A 20903-nucleotide genomic window follows, 5' to 3' on the forward strand; every position below is an offset into this window, starting at 1 on the left:
GCCGGGATCATCACCCGCCAGCTTGACGCCAGCATCGGGGCGCCAGGACCACGCGTCTTCACGTCCGCAAGCCTGCCGTTCGTCGGCGAGCATCAAGCCCGCTGCAGCCGGCCCGCGGCCACCGCATCTCCAGCCCACGTCTCGTGACGATCGCGAAGCGCCCCTCTCGGCGGGCCGGGATGGCCAGAGAGGAACATGAATTCTGAAAAATGGCAATAGATTTATTGCTTGCAGAATTTGGTGCGGCCGATTGACGTCGGCCATGCTGGGCGATCTCGGCTCGGAGGGGCGACGAGTCGCCGATCTGCAACAACGAGACGGTTTTTGGTCCGAACTGTGGCGCGCCACATTGTGCTCCGATGCCGACTTTGTTACCGCTCTACGCATGTTGAAGATCATTTGCGCACTTGCTTTTATTGGCGTTACGGCTGTGGGCATTGACCGGGCTCTGGCAGCCGAGCCGTTCACGATACAGGACGCCATCAATCAGGCGGTGAAGACCAATCCGGGCGTGGGCGAGGCTGCGGCCAATCGTCGTGCCACGGAGGCGGAGCTGCGGCAGTCCCAGGGCACGCTGCTGCCGCAGGTGCGGCTCGATGCCAGCGCCGGGCCCGAGATGCTCAAGCAATATGTGTCGCCGGCGCCGGCGAATAATGGCCGCTATCTTCGCGGCCGCGAAGCGGGTGTCGTGGTCCGTCAGCTGCTGTTCGACGGCTTCTCCTCGATCAACGAGGTATGGCGGCAGGCCGCCCGGGTCGATGCCGCGGCCTACCGCGTGCTGGAGCGCACCGAGCTGATCGGGCTCGATGCGGCCGAAGCCTATGTCGACGTCATGCGCTACATCCGCCTGGTCGGGCTGGCCGAGAAGAATCTCAAGGTCCATCTCGACCTGCGGCGCAACGTGCAGGCCCGCTTCGAGGGCGGCCGGGCCGGCGAGGGCGATACGCAGCAGGCCGAGGAGCGCGTCGCCGCCGCCCAGGCCGTGCTGGAGGAATTCCGCCTCAGCCTTGAAGTAGCGCGCGCCAAGTACCGCAAGGTGGTCGGGCTCGAGCCTTATAATCTGCGCTTTCCCGGCCGGCTGTCGGACATGCCGCGCGACAAGGCGCAGGCGCTCGACGTCGCCTACAAGTTCAATCCGACCCTGCGGGCCGCCGCCGCCGATGTGACCGCCGCGAAGCGGGGCTTCGACGCCACGACCGGCAGCTTCCTGCCGACTTTGTCGCTGGAGGGACGCGCGACCACCGGCAAGGAGTCGATCACCTACAACAACCGTTACGACGAGGTCAGCGGCAAGGTGGTCGCGTCGTGGGACGTCTTCAATGGCGGCCAGAATTCGTGGCGCCGCGAGGAAGCGGCGCAGCGGATGATCCAGGAGCAGCAGAAGCACGCGCGGCTGCAGCGCGATGCGCTGGAGTCGATCGACAAGGCCTGGGCCGCCCGGATCATCACGGCCGACCGCGTCGCCGCTCTGGTCCGCGACGTCGAGGCGGCGCGCCGCACCTTCATCGCCTACAACAAGGAATACGAGCTCGGCCAGCGGACCCTGATCGACCTCCTGAACTCGCAGAACCAGTATTTCAACGCCAACGTCTCGCTGATCTCGGCGCGTGGCGTCACCGTGTTCGCGGATTATCAGCTGCTCGCCGCGATGGGCCAGATGCTGAATTATCTCAACACCGGGCACCCGCCGGACAGCGAGCCGGTCGATACGCCCAGCGGCTTCATCGGCTACAGCCTGCCGCCGGTGCGCCTCGGCGCGCCCTCGCCGGGACCCGAGCCGCTCAGCTCCGCCGCCCCCGTGCCGCTGTTCGGCTATGAGGGGCTGCCGAAGCAGCCGGCGCCGATCAGCTTCGGCGACCGCTGGGCTTCGAGCGATCCCGCGGACACCAGCCTGTTCGTTGCGTCAGGCCGATACCGCGGTGCTCCCCAGACCGGATCTGTTCCAAAATAGGTGGAACCTGACGCCGTGCAGGGGCCGGCGGCCTTCTCGCACGTTTACTCTGGGCCCAACTTTGCCGGCCCAGCCGGAGCCGAACCCCAAATTTTCGGGGGCGCTGCAGAAAATTTGAGCTAAACGGGCTTGTCGATAGACAATCGTGAAGGGCAGGGGCGTGTGGCTCGGCTGACCCGGTGATCTCCGAGGCCTTGTTGAACATTCGTCCGACCAGGTTCGAGCCCGACGACGCTGCGGCGATGACATCGCCGGCCAGCGGGGCCGCGCCGCATTCCGACCCTCTCGGCGACAGCCTGCTTTATCTCGCCGCGCATCATGGTCGCGCCCTGAGCCGCAGCGCCCTGCTATCAGGGCTTCCGCTCGACAGCGGCGTGCTCAGCATCGGCCTCTACGAACGCGCTGCGCGCCGGGCAGGGCTTGAGGCGCAACTCGTGGAACGGAAGCTGACCGAGATCCCCGCGCTTGTCCTGCCCTGCGTGCTGATGTGTCACGACGGCACGACGCGGATCCTCTTGGCGATCGACCACGCCGCGGGCCGCGCCTCGATGCTCGATCCGTCACGCGGTGAGACGCCGGCGCTCGAGCGGATCGATGCCGTGACGGCGGCTTACGCCGGCTTCGCCTATCTGGTGCGGCCGGCCGCGATCGCCGATCCCCGGGTGGAGGCGACCGGCGAGGTGCCGAAGCGGCACTGGTTCTGGTCCGTGGTCCGACGCTTCGGCGCCAACTACGCCCATGTCGCGCTCGCGGCCTTCATCGTCAACATTCTGGCGCTCGCCGCGCCGCTGTTCACGATGAGCGTCTATGACCGCGTCATTCCGAACGGCGCCGTGCCGTCGCTGGTCGCGCTCGGCATCGGCCTCGCGCTGGCGATCGCCTTCGACTTCCTGCTCAAGGTGGTGCGCAGCCGGATCATCGACATGACCGGCAAGAAGATCGACGTGGTGCTCGCCGCCGACATCTTCGAGCATGTCATGGCGCTGAAGATGGACAAGCGGCCGGCGTCGGTCGGCATCCTCGCCAATCAGCTGCGCGACTTCGATTCCGTGCGCGAGTTCTTCACCTCCGGCACCGTGGTGTCGGCGACGGACATGCTGTTCGCGGTGGTCTTCATCGCGCTGCTGTTCGTCATCGCCGGACCCATCGCCTGGATTCCGCTGCTGATGCTGCCGGTGATGATCACGGTGGGCCTGCTGATCCAGCGGCCGCTCGACCGCGCGATGCGCCAGATGCAGGCGCAATCCTCCGCCCGTCATGGCGTGCTGGTGGAATCCTTGAACGGAATGGAGACGGTCCGCGCCGTCGCCGGCGAGAGCCGGGTGCAGACGATGTGGGAGCGCTCGGTCGCGGCCACGGCTCGCTCCAGCGAGGACGTCCAGTTCTGGGCATCGATGGCGATGACCGCGGCGAGCGTCGCCAGCCAGCTCTGCAGTCTTCTGCTGGTCGTGGTCGGCGTGTTCCTGATCATGGACGGCAAGCTGTCGGTCGGCGCGCTTGTCGCCGCCAACATGCTGTCGGGACGCGTGCTCGGCCCGATCGCGGGCATTGCCGGCGTCATGACGCGCTTCACCCAGACGACATCGGCGCTGCGCTCGATCGACCGGCTGATGTCGCTGGAGCGCGAGCGGCCGCCGGAGAAGATCTATGTCGCCCGGCAGATCGAGAAGGGCGGCATCACCTTCAGGAACGTCAGTTTCAGCTATCCCGGCAGTCAGGCGAAGGCGCTCGACAACGTCTCCTTCGCGATCAAGCCGGGCGAGCGGATCGGCATCATCGGCCGCGTCGGCTCCGGCAAGACGACGGTCGGACGGCTCGCCACCGCGTTCTATCCGCCTGCCGAGGGCAGCATCCTGATCGACGGCATCGATATCGCCCAATACGATCCGGCGGATCTGCGCGCCGGCGTCGGTTTCGTGCTGCAGGATACGGATCTGTTCTACGGCAAGCTGCGCGACAACATCACGCTCGGCTGCCCTGCGGCGACCGATGCCGAGGTGCTGGAGGCGGCGCGGCTCGCCGGCGTCGAGAGCTTCATCGCCGGGCATCCGCAGGGCTACGAGATGATGATCGCCGAGGGCGGCCGCAGCCTGTCCGGCGGCCAGAAGCAGGCGATCGGGCTGGCGCGCGTGCTGATCCGCAAGCCGCGCGTGCTGTACCTCGACGAGCCGACGGCGCATTTCGACATGCGCAGCGAAGCTGAGTTTCTGGAGCGGCTGAAGGGGCTGGCGAAGGGCGAGATGACCATCATCGTCTCCACGCACCGGCCCTCGCTGCTGGCGCTGGTCGATCGCATCCTGGTGTTCGATGCGGGCCGGCTGGTCGCCGACGGGCCGACCGCGCAGATCATGACGATGCTGCGTCCGCAGCCGGCCGCGGCGCCGGCGCAGGGGGCGTAGTCGTCATGGCGCACAGCGACTTCGCCTTCTCCAACGACATCCGCGCCGCGCTCGAGCTGCGCACGCCGAAGACGGCGCGGATGCTGCTCTATGCCTCGCTCGCGCTGTTCGTCACCTTCCTGATCTGGGCGCATTTCGCCGTGCTCGACGAGGTCAAGCGCGGCAACGGCAAGGTGGTGCCGTCGCGGCAGACCCAGGTGGTGCAGTCGCTGGAGGGCGGCATCATCGCCGATCTCCTGGTGCAGGAGGGCGCGATCGTCGACAAGGACCAGCCGCTGGCGCGCATCGAGGATACCAATTTCGCCGCGCAGTTCGGCGAGATCCGCGAGCGGCGCGGCGCCATGGCGGCGCGGGTGATCCGGCTCGCCGCCGAGACCGAGGGCCGTGACGCGGTCGAGTTTCCCGATGATCTGCTCGCCGTCGCGCCGCGCGCGGTGCAGAGCGAGCGGGCGGTGTTCGACGCGCATGCCAGGAAGCTCGCGCAGGACGTCGACGTCGTGCAGCAGCAGGAGCAGCAGAAGAGCAAGGAGATCGACGAGCTCAAGGCGAGCGAGAAGCGCTTCTCGGAGACCCTGGTGCTGCTCAATCGCGAGCTCGGGCTGACGCGCAAGCTCTATGAGCAGAAGGTGGTGCCGGAGATCGAGATGCTGCGCGCCGACCGCCAGGCCACCGATTTGCGCGGCCAGCTTGCGGTGGTTCAGGCCAGCATCGTCAAGACCGAGGCGGCGGTGCAGGAGGCGCGCGCGCGGCGGCGGAACATCGTCACCGCGTTTCGCGCCCAGGCCGAGGACGATCTCGCGAAATCCCGCGCCGATCTCGCGGTGCTCGACGAGAACATCAAGTCGGCCCAGGACCGCGTCAGGCGCACCGAGCTGCGCGCGCCGGTGCGCGGCGTCGTCAACAAGCTCAACGTCAGCACCATCGGTGCTGTCGTGGCGCCGGGCGCGAGCCTGATGGAGATCACCCCGCTCGACGACACCCTGCTGGTCGAGGGCCGCATCCGGCCGCAGGACATCGCCTTCATCCGTCCGAACCACGAGGCGGTGGTCAAGCTCAGCGCCTATGACTCCTCCGTCTACGGCTCGCTGCATGGCCGCGTCGAGCGGATCAGCGCCGACACCATCACCGACGACAAGGGCGACAAGAACGAGCGCGGCGAGACCTTCTACCGGGTCATGGTCCGCACCGAGAAGAACCACCTCGGCACTGCCGAGCAGCCGCTTCCGATCCTCCCCGGCATGGTCGCCACCGTCGAGGTTCTCACCGGCAAGAAGTCGGTGCTGGACTATCTCGTGAAGCCCGCCCGCATGCTCCGCGACGAGGCGCTGCGCGAGCGGTGAGGTGCAGACCCGGTCCGCGGTGAATCGATAAAATTCGACGCACTCGGTTTGACCGCTGTTAGCTGCGCGGACCAACATCCCGGCCGCGAGAAGCGCGCTTTAACCGGCCCGCAGCCGCCCCGGTCCTATCCCTGATGCCATAACGACCGGGACAGGGATCGGCGCCATGACGTCGGCCGATGCCCCGGGCAGTCGGGGCGTCAGTGATGTTGCGGATCGATCGGCCGCGGAGTTTTCCGCGCGTACTGGGTCTGGTGCTTGCCGTTGCGATGGCAGCCGGCTCGGCCGGCGGTGCAGCCGCCGAGATTGCGGGGCAGGGCTCGCCGCGCGATCCGGCCGGCGCCGCGCAGCCGGTGCCGCCGATGGTCCGGTTCTTCACCATCAATTCCGTGCTGGCCAAGCATGACGGCCTGCGCCGCGCCGCCTCGATGCCGGTCGAGATCGCAGCAACTGATCCGGCCAAGACGGACGCTGTCGCAAGCGACGCGCTGCAGCTATCAGCGATCACAGGGCCCACCGACGAGCCGTTCGGGCTGATGACCTTCCGCGCACCGGAGGGGCCGCTGTGGGTGAAATGGCGCGCCATCCAGAGCGCTGTCGCGCGCGAGCAGGTTTCGATCGCGCAGTGCAATCGCGATGATGCGCGCTGCTCGATCGCCGAGCGCAGCTTCGTCGGGCTGATGCGCGCGGCTGCGGCGGCGGGCACTGCGCACGATCGCGCGGAGACCGTCAATCGCGGCGTCAATCGGGCCGTCCGCTATGTCAGCGACGATCAGCAGCATGGCCAGGCTGATGTCTGGAGCGCGCCGCTGCAGACGCTGCGCAGCGGCCTCGGCGACTGCGAGGACTATGCAATCGCCAAATACGCCCTGCTGCGGGCGGCCGGAACGGCGGAAGCCGATCTCCGGCTGGTGCTGGTGCGCGACCTGGCCGTGCGACAAGATCACGCGGTCTTGGCGCTGCGCATCGCGGGTCAATGGCTGGTGCTCGACAACCGCCGCGCCGGCCTGCTCGAGGGGCGCGACCTGCAGTCGCTGATGCCGCTGTTCGCATTGGATCAGCGTGGCGTCAGCCTGTTCGCGGCGCCCTATGCCGAGCGGCCGCACCACGAAAGCGAGGACGCGCTGGCGCCTGCGGCCGCAGCAGTGGCCGGTGGCGGCGATCCGGGGCCGCCGCTGCTGCTCTGAAGGGCGTATCCGGCCGACGCGACTTGCCGTCGCGACGATTCTGAGGCCTTAATCGCCGCGCAGGAAATGCTGGCGAGCAGAGGGGCCGCGATGACGGGCAGGCAGATCAGGCAGTGGATGGTCGGTGGAGCGCTGATGCTCTCGGCGCTTTCGGCGGTGACCGCCAGCGCGCGGGCCGGCGAAATGCTGCCCGGCTCGGCCTTCGCCATCGCCTGCGAAAATGGCGGCAGCTATGTGCTTCGCTCCCGTCCGGTGCTCGCGCCCGGGGAGATCGTGACCGCGCAGCTTTATCTCGCGCCGCATCATCCCGTGCCGGTCCGCCTGATCCCGATGGGTGACGGTTACCGCTATGCCGGACGGGGTGTCTGGCTCGACGGCATCCGCGATCAGGCGCTGCTGTACTTGCGGAAATACCAGCCGGTCGCCTGCACCGTCAGCCGGATCTGAGACGATCGGCAGGGCCCCGCGTGCGGCTCTGAATCACGTTTGAGCCCGATCTGTTATCCCTAACGGAAGTCTCCGATGAGGACGTGACCTCGGGGAGCGGCCAGCCATGCTGCGCCTCTGGAGGCGTCTGCGCGCGTGTCATCCGCCGATGTTGATTAAATCGTCTCGGCCCCGGTCTTGTGGGCACGACGCACGCGCCAGAGTCGTCACGGGACGCTCGAAGCGTTGCAAATCCGCTTCACTTGCGCATTTACCCCGAATCCCTAAAGTCCGCTTAACAGTAAGCGGTAACATTGACCCGAATTCTCGCTTAATAATAGTTTAACGATATTAAATTGGGGGCGGCAAGGACGCCCCGTTTTTGGAGTTTGTGACGCATGAATGCTCCTGTCCGGCTGGCCCAGGTGACCGGCGCGTCCTCGCAGCCCTCGAATGCGTCCGCCAAGCACATCACAATCGAGAAGCCGCAGGGCGGCCAGGCCGTCACGGTGCATCTCGACGGCCAGAGCCAGCTCGATCTCAGCGCCATCGGCAGCGAGAAGCTGACCTTCGTCAAGATTGGCGACCGTCTCATCATCCTGTTCGACAATCAGTCGACGGTGTCGATCGATCCGGTGTTCGACACCAGCGGTGCGCCGCTAAAGGACGTCCAGTTCGAGGTCGGCCCCGACCGCATCATCGACGGCGGCGAGTTCGCCGAGCTGTTTCCGATCACCACGGATCAGTCGGTGCTCCCGGCCGCCGGAACGCCCGGCGCGCCCGGCGTGCCTGCAGGCGCCAATTTCGGGGCGTACACGATCGATCCGCTGGTCGGCGGCACGCCGCTGGCGCTGCTGACCGGCGAAGAGAGCTCGACGCGCTTCGACGACGTTCCGCTGACGCCGGCGCAGTCGACGCCGAGGGCCGGCATCGTCGATGCCGCTCTGCTCAACGAGGACGGGCTGTCGGATGGCCGCCCGGGCGGCAGCGGCGACGTTGGCGGCACGGTCACGAGCTTCACCGGCTCGCTGCATGTCGATTTCGGCACGGACGTCGCCGGCCGCTCGCTTGCGTTCGCCGCATCGCAGCCTGGGCTTGCCGGCCTCACCTCCGGCGGCGAGCAGGTGCATCTGGCGCTCACCACAGTCAACGGCCAGCCGGAATTGATCGGCTATATCGGCAACGATCCGTCGGACGCCGCAAGCCACGTCTTCACGATCACGCTCGATGCCAACTCCACCGTCGACGGCACCTACACCGTCACCTTGCTGCGTCCGCTTGATCATCCGATCTTCGGCACCGAGGACACGCTGAACCTCACCGTCAACGTCATCGCCATCGATGGCAGCGGCGACACGGCGCCGGTGACGATCGTGATCGGCGTCAACGACGATTCACCCGTCGCGGGCACGGTCGCTTCGATAGATGTCGCCGAGCACACCGGGTATGGCGGAGGCGGCGAGGAGAGCAGCGCGCGGAGCGAGGCGAGGTTCGAAGGCGGCTTCGGCTTTGAGCCGACCACCGTCACCGTGGACCTCAACATCGGCTGGGGCGCCGATAGCGGCAACAGCAAGGTCGACGGCGGCTCGACCGGCACCGTGATCGACGGAGACCGCTCGCTGGTGTTCGCGAGCTCCGAAATCGCCGAGCTGCAGGCGCTGGGCCTGACCTCGAACGGCGAGACGATCTCTTACACGCTGTCGGCCAACGGCACCGAGATCGTTGCATTTGCGGGCGAGGGCGAGGCCGCGCGCACCATCTTCACCGTCTCGCTGTCCGACACCGGCACCGGGAGCGCCACCTTCACGCTGTCCGGCAATATCGACCACAACGGCGCCAACGACGCCTCGCTGCCGCTGACCTTGCACGTGGTCGCGACGGACGCCGACGGCGATCCGGTGAACACTGCCTTCACGGTGAACATCGCCGACGACGCGCCGACCTTCGGCGAGAAGCCGAGCTATTCGGTCGTCGACGAGGATGGTCTCGGCAACGCCGGCAACAGCTACAAGGACGATAGCGACGCCTATGGCGAAGACCTGACCATCACCGACACGCTCGGAATCCGCTGGGGCTCCGATGATGCCAACAAACTGGTCGATGGCGGCATCAACGGTGCGCCCGTCAATGGCGACCGTGCCGTCACCTTCGCGGCCAATGTGATCGCGAGCCTCGAGGCGCAGCATCTCACCTCCGACGGCTACATGCTGCGCTATGAGCTGTCGGACAACGGCACCGTGCTGACGGCGTATCGCTTCGACGCTGCTCATGAGACCTATGTCGATGGCAACGGCAAGCCGTCGGAAGGGCCGGTCGGCGCGGTTTTCACGGTGTCGCTGTCCGACGTTGGCTACGGTTCCTACAGCTTCACCTTGTCGGGTCATCTCGATCACCCGCAGCACGGCACCGAGGACGACATCACCCTGACCATGGGCTTCGTCGCCACCGACTCCGACGGCGATGCCGTGACCGACACGTTCACGGTCAAGATCAACGACGACGCGCCGGTGCTGAATGCCGAGATCCCCGGCGGCGTCGTCGACGAGGATGGCCTCAAGGGCGGTCTGCCCGGCGGCCCCGACGACGTTCCCGGCCAGAGCACGGTCGCCACCGGAGAGCTCGGAATTTCCTGGGGCGCCGACAGCTCGAACAAGCTCGGCAATGTCGGCATCAACGGCGCTCCCGTCGACGGCGATCGCGCCGTGATCTTCGATGCCGGCGTGACCACCACACTGGCTGCGCAGCATTTGACCTCGAACGGCGTGGCGCTGACCTATGTGCTCGGCGAAGGCGGCACCTTGCTCACCGCCTACCGTTATGACGGCTGCCATTACATCGACGGCAACGGCAAGTGGACCGAGAATCCGGCCAAGGCTGCGGTGTTCACCGTCAAGCTGTCGGACCTCGACTCCGGCTCCTACACGTTCACGCTGCTCGACAATGTCGATCATCCCCAGGTTAACACCGAGGACAACGTCGCGCTGTCGCTGAAATTCATCGCGACGGACTCCGATGGCGACCAGGTCGCCGGCACCTTCAAGGTCAGCATCAATGACGACAGCCCGGAGGCGCATCCGGGCACGGCAACCAGCATTCGCGAGGCGGATCTGCGCGGGGGCGACGATTGCGGGCCGGAAGGCGACGGACGCGATCGGGACGGTCGCGACTTCGGCGGCAGCGATGACCGCGGCGGATATGACGGCTATCACGGCAGCGGGCACGGCGGCCGCGATCTGGCGGTCACGGGTGCGCTCAACATCGCCTGGGGCGCCGACAACAACGACCGCGGCGCCGCCGACCGCTCCGTTCGCTTCACCGATATGTCCGATGCCGCGGCCGACGTTCATGTGGCCGATGGCAAGGATGCGCCGATCGGTGGCCTGACCTCGGGCGGCCAGATCGTGAAATACGCCTTCGACCATGGCGTGCTGGTCGGCTACACCGGCGCGAGCCTTCATTACGGCGAGCGCGTCTTCGAAGTCTCGCTGAACGACGACGGCTCCGGCACCTACACCTTCAAGCTGCTCGGGAATCTGGATCATCCGGCCGGGGAGGGCAGCAACACCGTCAAGCTGACCTTCGACTACACCGCGATCGACTCCGACGGCGATCCCAGCAGCAGCACCTTCACCGTCAGCGTCGTCGACGACGTCCCGACCATCGGCCGGCCCGAGAACGAAACGGTCAGCGAAGCCAACCTGCCGACCGACTGTGTCGATGTGGCATTTCCGGATGCGCCGTTCTCGACGGTGCAGACAGGCCATCTGGCAATTTCCTGGGGCGCCGACGACCATGATTCCGGGCTGACCAACAACCGCTCGGTGGCGTTCACGACCCTGACGGCCCCGGAGGGCCTGACCTCGCACGGCTACGCCATCGACTATGTGATGTCGGCGGACAAGACCACGCTGACCGCCGTCACCAGCGACAACCGCGTCGTGTTCACGGTGACGCTGAACGATGATGGTGACGGCAGCTACCGCTTCACGCTGCTCGATGCCATCGATCACGACAGCCCCGGCGCTGACAGCCTGCCGCTGAGCTTCGGCTTTACGGCCACCGATTCCGATGGCGACAGCGCGACCAGCAGCTTCACGGTGTCGGTGAAGGACGATGTCCCGACGTCGCAGCATGTCTCCACCAGGTCGATCGAGGAGGCGGCCGGAAGCGTCTCGACCGGCGAGGTGAATCTCAAGATCGACTACGGCGCCGATGGCGACAGCGCCGGCCCCTCGGTGACGTTCGCGGCGTCATCGCCGAAGGTGACCGATGTCGGCAATCATCAGCTGTCGGGCCTGACCTCGCTCGGCGTGCGTCTCAATTATGTGATGTCGGCCGACCACACCACGCTGACTGCCTATCGCATGAGCGACGGCAACTATATCGGCCAGGACGGCCAAGTGACGGGCAAGGCGGCGGATGCCGCCGTGTTCGTCGTGACGCTGTCCGATGCCGGCACCGGCTCCTACAACTTCACGCTCTTGCAGCCGCTCGATCATCCAGCGCCGGCTGGCAGTCCCGGCGCCGCCAGCCAGTATCTCGACCTCAAATTCGCGTTCCAGGTCGAGGACGGCGACCACGACCTCCACACCAGTGACTTCACGGTGCGGGTGGACGCCGCGGGTAGCGTGACGACGACGCGCTATGACGCGCCGAACTCGCCGGTGTTCGTCAATCTCGGCGACACCGCCGCGACCCTGCTCGGGCAGACCGTCGGCGCCCACATCGTGACCGACCGCGCCTCGGTGACCGACAAGGTGGTCGGCATCGACAAGCTCGGCGGTGTCACCGAGGCGCATGGCTCCGGCGGCGACGACATCCTGGTCGGCGGCAACGGTGCCGAGACCCTGTATGGCGCCGGCGGCAACGACGTCATCAGGGGCGGAGGCGGCGCCGACCGTCTCTATGGCGGCGGTGGCAACGACACCTTCCTTTACACGGTCGGCGATGGCGCCGATATCGTCGATGGTGGCTCGGAGACCGGCACGACCTCTCCTGATTACGACGTGCTCGCGATCACCGGCGACGGCAACGCGCGCAACTTTACCATCGGCAAGGCGACAAGCGGCATCGACATCAATCCGATCGCCAACGATGCGAGCGCCAGCAACGCCACCGACATTCTGGTGCGCTATGACGGCCCGAATGGAGCCACCATCCGCGCCGACGAGATCGAGCGCGTGACAATCATGGGCGGCACCGCCAGCGACACGCTGACGATCACCGACCTCACCGGCACGGCGATCGCGCCGTCGACCATCGTGTTCAATGGCGGCTCCGGCAACGACACGCTCGACCTGGCGCGCTTCGCCGGCAATACCAGCGTGGTGTCGGACGGCGGCGCCGACAGCGACACCGTCAAGTTCGGGTTCAAGTTCACGGAAGCGACCTATACCAAGGTGTTCGCGCCCGACGGCGTCACCCTGATCGGCGTGCAGGTCACCCATAATGGACTGACCGACACCTTCACCAATTACGAGAGCTTCGTCTTCAAGGACGAGACCCGCACGCTCGACCGCCTGTTCAACACGCCGCCGGTTGCCAATGACGACAAGCTTCAGGCCAGCGAGGACAAGCCGTTCCAGGTCGATCCGGCCAGCGTGTTGGGCAACGACACCGACATTGACCAAGATCGGTTGACGCTCGCGAATGTCAGCAATCCGGCGCACGGCACCGTCGCGCTGGAACAGGGTGCTTGGGTGTTCAAGCCGGATGCCGACTTTTCTGGCGTCGCCGGTTTCGACTACACGGTCAGCGATGGCAAGGGAGGCACAGCCACCGCACACGTCACTCTCGACGTCGCGCCGCAGGCGGACGTGCCAGTCTTTCGGTTGGGCGGCGGCTTCGGGTTCGGCGCCGAGGATACGCAAATCGACCTGCAAACGATTCAGGCCGCGGTCAGCGACACTGACGGTTCCGAAACGCTGCGGATCCTGCTTTCGGGCTATCCAAGCGGTGCGTCCTTCAGTGTCGGTCATGCCGGTACGGGCACTGACGCCGGCAAATGGGTGATCGATACTGTGAGCGACATCGCAACTGTCGCCACGACGCCGCTGCAGATGACGCCTCCCGCGAACTACAACGGCAGCTTCGCGCTCTCGGTGGTGGTGGAGGTCACGGATCACGCCACCTTCTCGAGCGGGCAGGCCTTCAATGCTGTTCGGGTCACTGCGCCGGAGACGATCGACGTCCAGGTGTTTGCGGTCAACGACCGGCCTGAGATCCATGCGCCGGCAGAGGTCGTCGTCGACGAGGATACGTCCTTTGCCTTCACGGGCGCGAGCGCGATCACGCTGTCCGACCCGGATGGCGACGCGGTCGGGCGGGTGCAGATCACCGTCACCAACGGGACCTTCGCGCTGCCGGGCCTCGGCCAATCGGTCACCAACGACACACTGCACTTGAGCAGCCATTCCATCACCGAACTGAACGCCATCCTCTCGACTGCGGTATTCACGCCGTCGCCCGACAGCATCGTGCCCGGCCTCGTGCAGATCGCCGTGTTCGACAGCAGCGTCAACGTTTTCGCGACCAAGCTGATCGCCATCGACGTCAATCCGGTCAATGATGCGCCTGTCGCCGGCGACGATACAGCCAGCACGACCGAGGACGGCAAGCTGACGGTGTCCAGCGTGGTGGCGGGCGTGCTGCGCAATGATTACGATCCGGATGGCGGCGACACGATCAGCGTGGTGGCGGGTGACTTCACCACCGAGAAGGGCGGCAAGATCCACTTCAATGCCGACGGCACCTATGTCTACACGCCGAAGGCCGACTTCAACGGCACCGACAGCGTCGACTATACGTTGCGCGATGCCGGAGGGCTGACCGACACCGGCAAGCTTTCGATCACCGTGACAGCGGTCAACGACGCGCCGCAGATCCATGCGCCGACGCAGGTGACGACGAACGAGGATACGTCGTTCCAGTTCAGCGGCGCCAATGCGTTCACCTTCTCTGATGCAGACGGCGATGTCGTCGCGTTCGTCAGGTTCGACATCTCCGGCGGCACGTTCTCCATTCCCTCGCTCGGCGTGTTCGACGCCAGTCAGACGCTCTCGATGAGCGGGTTCAAGATCAGCGATCTGAACAGCTATCTGGCATCGGCCGCTTTTACGCCGGCCGCCGATAGGGATGTGCCGGGATCGATCACGATCACGATCAACGACAACGGCAATGTCGGTAGCGGCGGCAGTCTGGGCGCGTCGCAGACGGTCACGATCAACATCAATCCGATCGAGGATGCCCCCATTGCCACCGATGATGCGGTCGCGGGGCGTGAAGACACGACCCTGACTGTCTCCGACGCCACGAAGGGCGTTTTGAACAACGATCGCGATCCCGACACCGGCGATTCGATCAGCGTGGTGGCGGGCGACTTCACGACGGCCAACGGCGGCACGATTCATTTCAACGCCGATGGCACCTATGTCTACAAGCCCAAGGCCGATTTCTATGGCGCTGACACCGTGGACTACACGGTGCGCGATGCGGCCGGCCAGACGGACACCGGCCGGCTCACGATCAACGTGGCCCCGGTGAATGACGCGCCGGAGATCCATGCTCCGACGCAGGTGACGGCCAGTCAGGGGGCCTCCGTCACTTTCAGCGGCGGAAACGCCATCACGTTCTCGGACCCGGACGGCGATGTCGTGGAGTCCGTGAGATTCGATCTCTCCGGCGGCACGTTCTCGGTCCCGTCGCTCGGCGTGTTCGACGCCACTCAGACGCTCACGATGAGCGGGTTCAAGATCAGCGATCTGAACAGCTATCTGGCATCGGCGGTGTTTACGCCGACGAGCGACGCGCCAGCGACGATCCACATCACGATCAACGACAACGGCAATGTCGGTGGCGGCAATCTGAGCGCGACGCAGACGATCACCATCGATGTGAGCCATCCGCCGGTGGTGAACGCGGCGTTCATGTTGGTGCAGGAGAGCGGCGACAGCGAAGCCGCCGGCAACGATGCGTTCTCCTGGAGCGTCAACGCCGCCGCCCACGTCATCGACGGCGGCGCGGGTGCCGACACGCTGGTGATTCAGAATGCAACCTTCCAGGATCACATCACCGTCACGTTGGACGGGGGCGTGATCACGGATGTGAACGGCTCGAAGCTCGTCAGCATCGAGCAGGTGACCGCTGATCTGGGCAGCGCCTCGCACGCGACGCTGAGCTACACCACCGCCGAGCACGTCGCCGTCGACCTGGCCGCAGGAACAGCGACCGGCTTTACCTCAATCTCGGGATTCGACCACGTCACCGGCGGCTCGGGCGACGATCTCCTGGTCGGCAACGCCGGGGCCAACACGCTCAATGGCGGCGACGGCGACGACGTCATCCGCGGCGGTGCCGGCAACGACAGCATCGATGGCGGTGCTGGCGTCGACCTGCTCGATTTCTCCGATGCGACCGCCGGCATCACCTTCACGCTGGTGCAGAGCACGACCGAGACCAGCACGTCCGGATCGGTGCTGCCCGGGCTAGGCACCGACACCTACAAGAACATCGAAGGCCTGATCGGCTCCGCCTATGACGACGTGATCGGCGGCTCCTCCGGCAATGACGTCCTGATCGGCGGCGCCGGCTCGGATCAACTCACCGGCCATGGCGGCGTCGACACCTTCAAGTGGCAGGCGGGCGACCTCGCCGGCGGCGGCGTCGATGCCATCCTGGATTTCGAGAGCGGGCCGTCCGGCGATGTCATCGACCTGTCCGCGCTGCTGGCCAGCGTGCAGGGCAATCACGCGGACGCGGTGCGCTTCGTCGACAAGGCCGGCAACACCAGCCTCGCTTCGGCCGATGGCAGCAACACGCTGGTCGATGGCGACCTGACGCTGCAGGTCAACACCGGCGCGGGCTGGACCGATGTGGCGACGATCAAGGACAGTGGTGGCAACCTCACGGGCGGCGACGACGTCATCAAGATGATCATCGACAACAGCCACGCCCAGATCCAGGCCCACGTCTGACGTCTGACGTCTGACGTCTGACGTCTGACGTCTGACGTGGGCGCGGCTTAGCCGAAAGTCGCTCATGGTCTGCGCGATCCGAACCACCGTCTGCGGCGGTCCGGATCGCGGGCGCGGCTTGCGTTCGACGAAGCTGCGGGGCGGGGAGGTTCGCAATACGGGATTGCGAACGTTCGCCTGGTCGGCTTTGCTGCGGATGGCGTCGCAAGCTGAAGCAGATTCCGGCCGGTACAAGGGCGTACGGACCGGCATAGGGACCAGGGATTGACGATCATCGAGACGAGGACCCCAGCCGCGGTCAAGGACGACATCGCGGCGGCGCTGCGCAAGCGCTATGGCGCTGGTGCGGCTCGGGACCTCCCCGGCTGCGAGGCGAAACACCGCAGGTCAGAGCGAGCCTGCGTCGCTCACGCCGGTGCTGCGCAAGTCGCTCGAGGTCTCCTCGTTTTGCTGGGCGATCAGGACCGAGCTCACGCAAGCCGCCGCGAGTTGTGTCTCGGCGACAGCCGCGGCGCTGTCATGCGGCGTGGGGCGGTCTGCGGCTGAGCTGACGAGCTCGGGCGGCAGCGTGATCTCTGGTGCGGCGTGCCGCTGCAGGACCGCGACTTCGAAATGCATGCCGTCCTTGCGGCTCTGATAGTGGCCGCCCCAGTAGAACCCGTTGCGGTTGGCGGCGGGCACCAGGTCGCGTACCGATCCTTTGCGACCGTTCGAGGCCGGCCGCTGTCCGAATGGATTGAAGGATTCGTTGATGTCGAAGGCGCTGCCGAAAGCGTGGTTGCTCAGGACGCTGCGGCTGCCGCGCACGAAGCGCGCCACGAACCCGCCATCGAAGGAGAGAATGCGGTCCAGAAGGCCGGCGGCCTCCCAGTCTTCCCACAGCCTCTGCAACTGGCCGGCGGCGAGGCGATGGAAGCGGATCGAGCTCGGCGCCTTCGGGCCGAGAGCCCGGGCAAGCTGCGGGATCGGCACGTCGACGATGTTGTCGCGCTCCCAGCTTCCGAGAATGCGGATCGCTTCCGGATTGCCCGGCTGCGGCGCTCGCAGATAGTCGTAACCGCCGAACAACGCCTCGCGCTGCCGGTTGGTGACGAGCGGCGGGAAGTCGGGTGGGGGCGGAAAATTGGCGCCCCTGACAAGCATCGCCGCTTGGTCAGGCGTAGCAGGCGGGATCAGCGAGCCTGGAGCGACCGCCACGATCGGCGATGACGCTGCCGGTGCGATCTCCGAGGTTGCGACCGAACTCATCGGGAAGCGCTCGGCGATGGTCATGGCCTTGTCCCAGCGCGAGACCAGGCCAGCCCAGAACTTGCTGCGCTCGTCCCGGTGGACGACGTCGCGCTCATATTGCTCCCGCTCGCGGCGCAGCTTGATCAGCAATGTCGTCGGATCGGTCGCAGCCGCGGCTGATCGCGAGATCGGTCCAATCTGGCCGTCGGCCGTCACGCCGAGCGCGCGCTGCAGGATGAGCGCTGCGCCTCGCGCTCCGCGGTTGAAGACACAGTCGCGCAGATAGAATTCGATTGCCGGCACGTCGGTCCAGGATGCCGCGCGCTCGGTATTTCGGGCGATGAAATCGCAGGCGAGGCGCTCGGCCTCATCGAACCGCTGTCGTCCGATCAAGCGGGCAAGCGTCTTTGCGGTCGACCTGTTGTAGCGCGAATTGATGCCCGCCACCTCGTAGGCACCACCGCCATCCCCCGTCGGAGGGTGATAGACCATCAGATGACCGGCCGCATCGCGACGAGCTTCCAGATCGACGATCTCGGCAGCCATCTGCCGACGTAGCTCGGATGTAGTCATGGGCGTTGTATCCTCTGGTGGCGAGAACCAGGCTGACCAGGGTCAGCCATGGCGCGACGGGGTCTGATGTCACGCCGACTCGGAATCTGCGGTTGAACCCTCCAGCCGGGTCGAGGGCGTTCGTTGGTCCATCGAACGGCCGGCCCGGCCGGAGGTCGGTCTTGCAGCGGCTCAGGCCGGCATGGGCTGTGCGACCAATCCGATCGCTTCGGCGTATTTGAGCCAGGTCTCGACCGAGGCAACCACGGCACGCAGCTCGATGGAGAGCAACTCGATGCCGACGAGGGACACCCGCACGAAGGCGTCGATGACGACGCCCTTGTCGAGGATGCGGTCGATGACTTCAGCAAGGCTGGAGGACGCAGTCGCTTTTTCGATGGCCATGTTCATTTTCCTACTGTTGCGAGAGCGATAGAGATCCGTGCCCCGGAAAGTGTTCTCTCCGGAGAATTGGCGCGGCCAACTATCAACTCATCTGATGATCAAAAGATACGAGCAGTGTTTTTGTAGCGCTCTCAAACCGGGTTTGTAGAAGCGAGTTCCTAGCTCCCGAAATTTTTTACGCAGGATGAGATCTCGCTTAGTTGCGCCTGCGAATCATATCGCCGCGGCTGATCGAGAGCACCAACGCGTGCGATAGAGGAGGCCTCAAAAGCGTGTTAGCAGCGTCACGCTGCGCGTCATGCGCATTGATTCGGCGACAGCGGGAGCAGCGCGCCGCATGCGCCGGGTGGACAGGCTACGACTTTGGTTGGGGGATCTCCGAGGCGGTGTCGGTCAGTCGAACGTCGTCCGGCAGGTGCAGCGAGCGTCAGCTGCCTGGAGAGCTGATCACAGCAATCGTCCCAGAGGCCCGAGCTGGAGATTGAGCTCGCGCGGATCGACTCCGAGCTCGCGCGCAAGTCTGTTCACCTGCGCGGCAGCCCGCATCAGGGCCAACCCGACGCGTTCCTCCTCGTCCTCGGACAGCGCGTGGGCCTCCATGCGCCGGACGGCCTGCAGCTCGAGCAGGCGTCGCAGGAATTCGATCAAGGCGAGCACGAGCCGGGCGAGGTCGTGCTCGATCCGGTCGGGATCGAGGTTGATCGATCCGTTCGGCGCAGCATCGGTGAACACGGCAGCCAATGCTGAATCGAAGTCGCCGAGGTGGAGGCGAAAGCCGCTGCCTTCGCCTTCGCTGGTCGAGGTCATGTGGGCTCCCGAATGGTCGAAAAGCTGTAGGGCGGCCATGGGCCGGTGACGCGGCACACCAAGCGGGCGCTGATCGCGTTCAGGACGCCGTCGAGCTGCTGTGCGAGCCGTGGCGCGGTGGCTCTCGGGACCAATATCGACGCGCGCAGCCTCACCGCCGGAAGCGGCGCGGTCCGAGCGTTCAGATCCGCATTGGCCCGCTCGGCATACATCGCCAGCAGGCTCGCCGCGGTCGCCAAGCCGACCTCGCAGGCGTTGAGATCCAGCGCTGCGGCGCGGAGATAGGCTCGGCCGCCGCCGGCGACGCCGTCCTGCCGCGCACGGTCGCGGCGCTCGACGTCGACTGAGATCTCGACGCGCCCCTCGAGATGTTCGATGGTCGAACGATAGCACCAGGCGGACTGGGCGATGGCGCGCAGCAACTCGGGCGCGATCGGGATGCCGGCCCGCGCCGGCAGGAATGCGGCGCGGCGACACCAGGCGACGACGGCGGCATGGTGATCGAGACCTTGGCGAGTTGCACCGGCCTGCGATGGACATCCAACCGCGGCGGCAACCGGTCCGCAAGTGATGACCTGATCAGCAAGGTCGGCCGGGACGTGCTCGGTGGCGAGCAGGCCAAGGAGATGGTGTCCATTCATCGGTGCTCTCCCGCGACCGCAGAGGCACGCTCCGTCGTGGTCCGTCGCCAGCGATCCGCGGTGTGCGCCGACGCCAGCATCAGCTTGAGGCCGACCTCGATGAGCTCGACGTCAGCGACCGAGATGCGCAGTTCACCCCACAGCAGCACGCCGCGGTCGAGCAGATGGTCGAGCAGCTCGAGCAGCGAGCCCTCGTCGGACGCTGCGGGTTCGAGATAGTCGAGATCGGCGCGGTACATCATGTCGGGCGCTCCGCCGCACCGTCGACGAAGCTGTAGGCCGGCCACGGTCCGAAGATGTCGAGCGCGAGACCGCTCTCGGCGATCTGTCGCTCGATGCGTCCGGCGCAATCGTCGAACGCTGCAAGATCGTGGCGACGGACCAGGAAGGCCGCTTCGGCCAACGCAGGCACTCGGCCCGCCGGCCGTGCCTGTCGCTCGCGGATCGCCACGGCTTGCGATGCCAGCTCGTGCAGCGTGGTGTCGACGACAGCCGGCCTGAGGCTCGCCCGTTCATCGCGGCGGAAGCGCAGATACTCCTTGCCGGTGCTGGGCTGAGATCTGGTGGTTCGAGACTGCTGTTGGGTCGGGAGGATACGCACCGAGAACTCCAGTGCATCGCGGATCGTGGCGAGATGGTCGGCGAAACGTGCTGCCTCACGGCTCAGCAGATCTCGTGCTCCGCCAGGCCCGCGGACCAGCGTTCCCAACCGGATCGGAACGACGTCCGTGACCACGGCGGCGGCCTGGAGAATCCGGTGGTGCGTCATCGCGAGACCAGAGATCCGCGCCGGGTCCGCGAACAGCGTGTTCGCCTCGACGTGGCCCAGCAGATACTGCGGAACGTTCGAGATCAGGAGCGCGTGCTGCTCAGCCGCGACGACGGTGAGCTTGGTCATGTCGAACGCGTCGACGATCTGCGGCAGCAGCGCGCTGGCCTGTGTCGCGATCACGCCGTGTACGAGGCCGATGCCGAGGTCTGGTTTGCTCATCG

The 20903-nt window shown here is 66.1% G+C and carries 12 protein-coding genes; 6 read left to right on the forward strand and 6 right to left on the reverse strand.

All coding sequences use genetic code 11. The features are described from left to right. Window positions 1-385 precede the first annotated feature (385 nt). The 6 genes from BRAO375_RS21030 to BRAO375_RS21055 all read left to right on the forward strand — a co-directional run bounded on the left by BRAO375_RS21030 (window position 386) and on the right by BRAO375_RS21055 (window position 16275). On the forward strand, window positions 386-1951 hold the full coding sequence (locus BRAO375_RS21030; RefSeq protein WP_052536116.1) for a TolC family outer membrane protein: 1566 nt from the start codon (window positions 386-388) through the stop codon (window positions 1949-1951). 242 nt (window positions 1952-2193) lie between these two features. Then, window positions 2194-4350 (forward strand): type I secretion system permease/ATPase, encoded by a 2157-nt coding sequence (locus tag BRAO375_RS21035; protein WP_052536117.1) that lies wholly within the window; start codon window positions 2194-2196, stop codon window positions 4348-4350. Between the two features lie 5 nt (window positions 4351-4355). After that, window positions 4356-5690: an HlyD family type I secretion periplasmic adaptor subunit gene (locus BRAO375_RS21040; RefSeq protein ID WP_009029459.1), complete on the forward strand. Its 1335-nt coding sequence runs from the start codon at window positions 4356-4358 to the stop codon at window positions 5688-5690. A gap of 206 nt (window positions 5691-5896) precedes the next feature. Then, window positions 5897-6877, forward strand: coding sequence for a transglutaminase-like cysteine peptidase (locus BRAO375_RS21045; protein WP_009029460.1), 981 nt, complete (start codon window positions 5897-5899; stop codon window positions 6875-6877). A gap of 90 nt (window positions 6878-6967) precedes the next feature. After that, window positions 6968-7324, forward strand: coding sequence for a hypothetical protein (locus BRAO375_RS21050; protein ID WP_009029461.1), 357 nt, complete (start codon window positions 6968-6970; stop codon window positions 7322-7324). Between the two features lie 377 nt (window positions 7325-7701). Further along, the gene (locus BRAO375_RS21055; RefSeq protein WP_009029462.1) at window positions 7702-16275 is read left to right on the forward strand and encodes a T1SS-143 repeat domain-containing protein; all 8574 of its coding nucleotides are present in this window, start codon (window positions 7702-7704) and stop codon (window positions 16273-16275) included. Between the two features lie 387 nt (window positions 16276-16662). On the opposite strand, the gene BRAO375_RS35710 is transcribed toward BRAO375_RS21055, so the two are convergent. From BRAO375_RS35710 to BRAO375_RS21085, 6 genes are all read right to left on the reverse strand, one after another. Then, window positions 16663-18078, reverse strand: a complete 1416-nt coding sequence (locus tag BRAO375_RS35710) for a M15 family metallopeptidase (RefSeq protein ID WP_009029463.1) — start codon at window positions 18076-18078, stop codon at window positions 16663-16665. Window positions 18079-18249: 171 nt separating this feature from the next. Further along, window positions 18250-18462 (reverse strand): gas vesicle structural protein GvpA, encoded by a 213-nt coding sequence (gene gvpA, locus BRAO375_RS21065; protein WP_009029464.1) that lies wholly within the window; start codon window positions 18460-18462, stop codon window positions 18250-18252. A 447-nt stretch (window positions 18463-18909) separates the two neighbouring features. Then, complete coding sequence (locus BRAO375_RS21070) at window positions 18910-19269, reverse strand: gas vesicle protein K (RefSeq protein ID WP_009029465.1); 360 nt, start codon at window positions 19267-19269, stop codon at window positions 18910-18912. After that, entirely contained in the window at window positions 19266-19910 is a 645-nt protein-coding gene (locus BRAO375_RS21075; protein WP_009029466.1) for a GvpL/GvpF family gas vesicle protein, read from the reverse strand. Before BRAO375_RS21075 ends, BRAO375_RS21070 begins: the two co-directional genes overlap by 4 nt. Next, on the reverse strand, window positions 19907-20152 hold the full coding sequence (gene gvpJ, locus BRAO375_RS21080) for a gas vesicle protein GvpJ (RefSeq protein ID WP_139031432.1): 246 nt from the start codon (window positions 20150-20152) through the stop codon (window positions 19907-19909). The genes BRAO375_RS21075 and gvpJ overlap by 4 nt, the downstream gene beginning before the upstream one ends. Continuing rightward, on the reverse strand, window positions 20149-20901 hold the full coding sequence (locus BRAO375_RS21085) for a GvpL/GvpF family gas vesicle protein (RefSeq protein WP_139031433.1): 753 nt from the start codon (window positions 20899-20901) through the stop codon (window positions 20149-20151). The genes gvpJ and BRAO375_RS21085 overlap by 4 nt, the downstream gene beginning before the upstream one ends. Window positions 20902-20903 lie beyond the last annotated feature (2 nt).

The organism is Bradyrhizobium sp. ORS 375 (assembly GCF_000239775.1).
In the GTDB taxonomy this organism is placed as follows: Bacteria; Pseudomonadota; Alphaproteobacteria; order Rhizobiales; family Xanthobacteraceae; genus Bradyrhizobium.

Excerpts from the sequence above, each read along its gene's own strand:
- BRAO375_RS21030 (WP_052536116.1), top strand. The coding sequence starts at position 386 with ATGTTGAAGATCATTTGCGCACTTGCTTTTATTGGCGTTACGGCTGTG.
- BRAO375_RS21035 (WP_052536117.1), top strand. The coding sequence starts at position 2,194 with ATGACATCGCCGGCCAGCGGGGCCGCGCCGCATTCCGACCCTCTCGGC.
- BRAO375_RS21040 (WP_009029459.1), top strand. The coding sequence starts at position 4,356 with ATGGCGCACAGCGACTTCGCCTTCTCCAACGACATCCGCGCCGCGCTC.
- BRAO375_RS21045 (WP_009029460.1), top strand. The coding sequence starts at position 5,897 with ATGTTGCGGATCGATCGGCCGCGGAGTTTTCCGCGCGTACTGGGTCTG.
- BRAO375_RS21050 (WP_009029461.1), top strand. The coding sequence starts at position 6,968 with ATGACGGGCAGGCAGATCAGGCAGTGGATGGTCGGTGGAGCGCTGATG.
- BRAO375_RS21055 (WP_009029462.1), top strand. The coding sequence starts at position 7,702 with ATGAATGCTCCTGTCCGGCTGGCCCAGGTGACCGGCGCGTCCTCGCAG.
- BRAO375_RS35710 (WP_009029463.1), bottom strand. The coding sequence starts at position 18,078 with ATGACTACATCCGAGCTACGTCGGCAGATGGCTGCCGAGATCGTCGAT.
- gvpA (WP_009029464.1), bottom strand. The coding sequence starts at position 18,462 with ATGGCCATCGAAAAAGCGACTGCGTCCTCCAGCCTTGCTGAAGTCATC.
- BRAO375_RS21070 (WP_009029465.1), bottom strand. The coding sequence starts at position 19,269 with ATGACCTCGACCAGCGAAGGCGAAGGCAGCGGCTTTCGCCTCCACCTC.
- BRAO375_RS21075 (WP_009029466.1), bottom strand. The coding sequence starts at position 19,910 with ATGAATGGACACCATCTCCTTGGCCTGCTCGCCACCGAGCACGTCCCG.
- gvpJ (WP_139031432.1), bottom strand. The coding sequence starts at position 20,152 with ATGATGTACCGCGCCGATCTCGACTATCTCGAACCCGCAGCGTCCGAC.
- BRAO375_RS21085 (WP_139031433.1), bottom strand. The coding sequence starts at position 20,901 with ATGAGCAAACCAGACCTCGGCATCGGCCTCGTACACGGCGTGATCGCG.